Genomic DNA, 4,643 nt, shown 5'->3' with positions numbered 1-4,643 from the left:
CGGATCAAGCAATCAGTCAGCCAGACGCCAGGTCGTGCCGCCCTTGCCGTCTTCCAGCACCACGCCCATGGCGGTGAGCTGGTCGCGGATGCGGTCGGATTCGGCCCAGTCCTTGCCGGCCCGTGCCGCCAGACGCGCAGCGATCAGCGCTTCGACTTCAGCTGCATCCACGCGCCCTTCGGCACCGGCTTGCAGGAAATCATCGGCTTCAAGCTGCAACACACCCAACACGCTGGCCAGTTCTTTCAAACGGGCTGCCAGACCGGCCGCTGCGTTCAGATCGCTTTCACGCAGACGGTTAATTTCACGAACCATCTCGAACAGCACCGCGCAAGCTTCCGGCGTGCCAAAGTCGTCGTTCATCACCGTGGTGAAACGCTCGACGAACGCTTCGCCGCCAGCCGGTGCCACGTTCGGCAGGCCTTTCAACGCGTGGTAGAAACGCTCCAGTGCGCCCTTGGCGTCCTTGAGGTTGTCTTCCGAGTAGTTGATGGCGCTGCGGTAGTGGCTCGACACCAATAGGTAACGCACGACTTCCGGGTGGTACTTGTCGAGCACATCGCGAATGGTGAAGAAGTTGTTCAAGGACTTGGACATCTTCTCGCCATTGATACGGATCATGCCGCAATGCATCCACGCGTTGGCGTAGGTCTTGCCGGTGGCCGCTTCGCTCTGGGCGATTTCGTTTTCGTGGTGCGGGAACTCAAGGTCGCTGCCGCCGCCATGAATGTCGAAAGTCTCGCCGAGGCAGCAGGTCGACATCACCGAGCATTCGATGTGCCAGCCCGGACGCCCAGCACCCCACGGCGATTCCCAGCTCGGCTCGCCCGGCTTGGCGGCTTTCCACAGCACGAAGTCCAGCGGGTCCTGCTTGGACTCGTCGACTTCGATGCGCGCGCCGATGCGCAGGTCTTCGATCTTCTTGCGCGACAGCTTGCCGTAGCCCATGAACTTGGCGACGCGGTAGTACACGTCGCCGTTGCCCGGGGCGTAGGCGTAACCCTTGTCGATCAGGGTCTGGATCATCGCGTGCATGCCAGGAATATGGCCGGTGGCACGCGGTTCCATGTCCGGTTTCTTGATGTTCAGGCGCGCTTCATCTTCGTGCATCGCCGCGATCATGCGCTCGGTCAACGCTTCGAACGACTCGCCGTTCTCGTTGGCCCGATTGATGATCTTGTCGTCGATGTCGGTGATGTTGCGCACGTAGGTCAGGTCGTAACCGCTGAAACGCAACCAGCGCGTCACCAGGTCGAACGCGACCATGCTGCGGCCGTGGCCCAGGTGGCAGTAGTCGTACACGGTCATCCCGCAGACGTACATGCGCACCTTGTTGCCATCGAGCGGCTTGAAAACTTCTTTGCTCTTGGTGAGCGTGTTGTAGATCGTAAGCACGTTAAATCCTTGAATCACTGGCCCCACGAATCACGCAGGGTCACGGTACGGTTGAATACCGGTGCGCCCGGTTTCGAGTCCTTGATATCCGCGACGAAGTAGCCTTCGCGCTCGAACTGGAAACGGTCTTCCGGCTGTGCATTGCCCAGCGAGGGTTCAGCACGACAACCGGTGAGTACCTGCAGCGAGTCAGGGTTGATGTTGTCCAGGAAACTGGCGCTGTCTTCGGCCTTCTCAGGGTTGGCCGAACGGAACAGACGATCGTACAGACGCACTTCGCACTCGACGCTGGCCGCAGCCGGCACCCAGTGCACAACGCCTTTGACCTTGCGGCCTTCAGGGTTCTTGCCCAGGGTTTCCGGGTCGTACGAGCAACGCAGTTCGACGATGTTGCCATCGGCGTCCTTGATCGCTTCGTCGGCGCGGATCACGTAGCTGCCACGCAGGCGTACTTCACCGGTCGGTTCCAGGCGCTTGTAACCCTTCGGCGGCTCTTCCATGAAGTCGTCACGGTCGATGTAGATTTCACGGGCAAACGGCAATGCGCGCACGCCCATGTCTTCTTTCGGATGACGCGGCAGTTCGAGGTTCTCGACCTGGCCTTCCGGGTAGTTGGTGATCACGACTTTCAGCGGACGCAACACGCACATGGCGCGCGGGGCGCTCTGGTCGAGGTCGTCACGGATGCTGAATTCGAGCATGCCGAAGTCCACCACGCCGTCGGAACGGTTGGTGCCGATCATTTCGCAGAAGTTGCGGATCGATTTCGGCGTGTAGCCACGGCGGCGGAAACCCGACAGCGTCGACATGCGCGGGTCGTCCCAGCCGTTGACGTGCTTTTCATCGACCAGTTGCTTGAGCTTGCGCTTGCTGGTGATGGTGTAGTTCAGGTTCAGGCGGCTGAACTCGTACTGGCGCGGGTTGGCCGGCACCGGCAGGTTTTCCAGGAACCACTCGTACAGCGGACGGTGGCTTTCGAATTCCAGGGTGCAGATCGAATGGGTGATGCCTTCGATGGCGTCCGACTGACCGTGAGTGAAGTCGTAGTTCGGGTAGATGCACCACTTGTCACCGGTCTGGTGGTGATGCGCGTGACGGATGCGATACATGATCGGATCGCGCAGGTTCATGTTCGGCGAGGCCATGTCGATCTTGGCCCGCAGTACACGTGCGCCGTCCTTGAACTCGCCGGCCTTCATGCGGGCGAACAGGTCCAGGTTCTCTTCGACGCTGCGGTCGCGGAACGGGCTGTTCTTGCCTGGCTCGGTGAGGGTGCCGCGGTATTCCTTGGCCTGTTCAGGGCTCAGGTCGTCGACGTAGGCATTGCCGGATTTGATCAGCTCCACCGCCCAGTCGTGCAACTGGTCGAAATACTGCGAGGCATAGCGCACTTCGCCGGACCATTCGAAGCCCAGCCATTTGACGTCGCTTTCGATCGCGTCGATGTATTCCTGGTCTTCCTTGGCCGGGTTGGTGTCGTCGAAACGCAGGTGCGTGACGCCGCCGAACTCCTGGGCCAGGCCGAAGTTCACGCAGATCGACTTGGCGTGGCCGATGTGCAGGTAGCCGTTGGGCTCAGGCGGGAAACGGGTGACGATCTGCGTGTGCTTGCCCGAGTCCAGGTCTGCCTGGATGATCGGCCGCAGGAAGTTGACCGGCACGGCTGGGCCGGTCTTGGCATTCGAGGTAGGGTCGACAGTGGGCTTGCTCATAGGATCCTTGAACGTACAAGTGCGTGGCCGTAATGAAGGCCGGACAAAACAAAGCCGCTATCATAGCCGATGCCGTCAAGCACCTGACAGAGCGCACCTGCAAACGGTCGCATTTAATGGGCCGTAAATGAAAAACAGCCTCGAAATTCGCGCCTGTCACGCTAAACTGCGCACCTTGGCCGAGACAGGCTGAACCGGTTGCGGGATGGAATGTCCCAAAACCACGAATTCCTTATAAAGAGAAACGATCATGACCCAAGTCAAACTGACTACCAACTTCGGCGACATCGTCCTCGAACTGAACGCCGACAAAGCCCCGATCACCGTGGCCAACTTCGTCGAGTACGTTAAAGCCGGTCACTACGAAAACACCGTTTTCCACCGTGTCATCGGTAACTTCATGATCCAGGGCGGCGGTTTCGAGCCAGGCATGAAAGAAAAGAAAGACAAGCGCCCAAGCATCCAGAACGAAGCTGACAACGGTCTTTCCAACGAGAAGTACACCGTTGCCATGGCTCGCACCATGGAGCCGCATTCGGCTTCCGCGCAATTCTTCATCAACGTGGCTGACAACAGCTTCCTGAACCACAGCGGCAAGAACGTGCAAGGCTGGGGCTATGCCGTATTCGGTAAAGTGACCGCCGGCCAGGACGTTGTCGACAAGATCAAAGGCGTGGCCACCACGTCGAAGTCCGGTCACCAGGACGTACCAGCAGACGACGTGATCATCGAGAAAGCCGAGATCATTGAGTGATATTGCTGATTTCAGATTTACATCTGGAAGAGGAGCGCCCGGACATTACCCGGGCGTTTCTGGATTTGCTCGCCGGACGCGCCCGCTCGGCGAGTGCGTTGTACATTCTGGGCGACTTTTTCGAGGCGTGGATTGGCGACGACGCCATGACGCCGTTCCAGCGCTCCATTTGCCAGGCCCTGCGCGAGTTGAGCGACAGCGGCACGGCCATTTTTCTGATGCACGGCAATCGTGATTTCATGCTCGGCAAGGCCTTTTGCAAACAGGCCGGCTGCACATTATTGAAAGATCCGAGTGTCGTGCAGTTCAACGGCGAGCCGGTGCTGCTGATGCACGGCGACAGCCTCTGTACCCGCGACGAAGCCTACATGAAGCTGCGTCGCTACCTGCGCAACCCGATTACCCTGTTCATCCTGCGGCATCTGCCGTTGAGCACCCGGCATAAACTGGCGCGCAAGCTGCGCAGTGAAAGCCGCGCGCAAACGCGGATGAAGGCCAATGACATTGTCGATGTCACGCCCTTGGAGATTCCGCGAATCATGCAGCAATACGGCGTGAAGACGCTGATCCATGGGCATACCCATCGTCCTGCCATCCACAAGCTGCAGCTTGGCGAACAAGCGGCCCGGCGCATTGTGTTGGGGGATTGGGATCGTCAGGGTTGGGCGTTGCAGGTCGATGAAAACGGGTTTGCGCTGGCGCCGTTTGATTTCGCGACACAGTAGAGACCAAAAGATCGCAGCCTTCGGCAGCTCCGACGGGTTGAACACAAATCCCATGGA

4 protein-coding genes are annotated in these 4,643 nt (G+C 59.3%); 2 read left to right on the top strand and 2 right to left on the bottom strand.

The window, feature by feature from the left end; translation table 11 throughout:
* Nucleotides 1-12: 12 nt before the first annotated feature.
* Nucleotides 13-1,395, bottom strand: coding sequence for a cysteine--tRNA ligase (gene cysS, locus ACW9JC_RS28830; RefSeq protein ID WP_150701289.1), 1,383 nt, complete (start codon nucleotides 1,393-1,395; stop codon nucleotides 13-15).
* Nucleotides 1,396-1,409: 14 nt separating this feature from the next.
* A complete protein-coding gene (locus tag ACW9JC_RS28825) occupies nucleotides 1,410-3,107 on the bottom strand; it encodes a glutamine--tRNA ligase/YqeY domain fusion protein (RefSeq protein ID WP_457459291.1) in 1,698 nt (565 codons plus the stop codon).
* A 250-nt stretch (nucleotides 3,108-3,357) separates the two neighbouring features.
* Here ACW9JC_RS28825 and ACW9JC_RS28820 point away from each other — a divergent pair, with 250 nt between their 5' ends.
* Nucleotides 3,358-3,861: a peptidylprolyl isomerase gene (locus ACW9JC_RS28820; RefSeq protein ID WP_150701287.1), complete on the top strand. Its 504-nt coding sequence runs from the start codon at nucleotides 3,358-3,360 to the stop codon at nucleotides 3,859-3,861.
* A complete protein-coding gene (lpxH, locus tag ACW9JC_RS28815) occupies nucleotides 3,858-4,586 on the top strand; it encodes a UDP-2,3-diacylglucosamine diphosphatase (protein ID WP_416128199.1) in 729 nt (242 codons plus the stop codon). The genes ACW9JC_RS28820 and lpxH overlap by 4 nt, the downstream gene beginning before the upstream one ends.
* The last annotated feature ends 57 nt before the right edge of the window (nucleotides 4,587-4,643 follow it).

This window comes from Pseudomonas sp. SDO5591_S426 (assembly GCF_054070755.1).
This window is presented reverse-complemented; position numbering and strand designations above follow the sequence as displayed.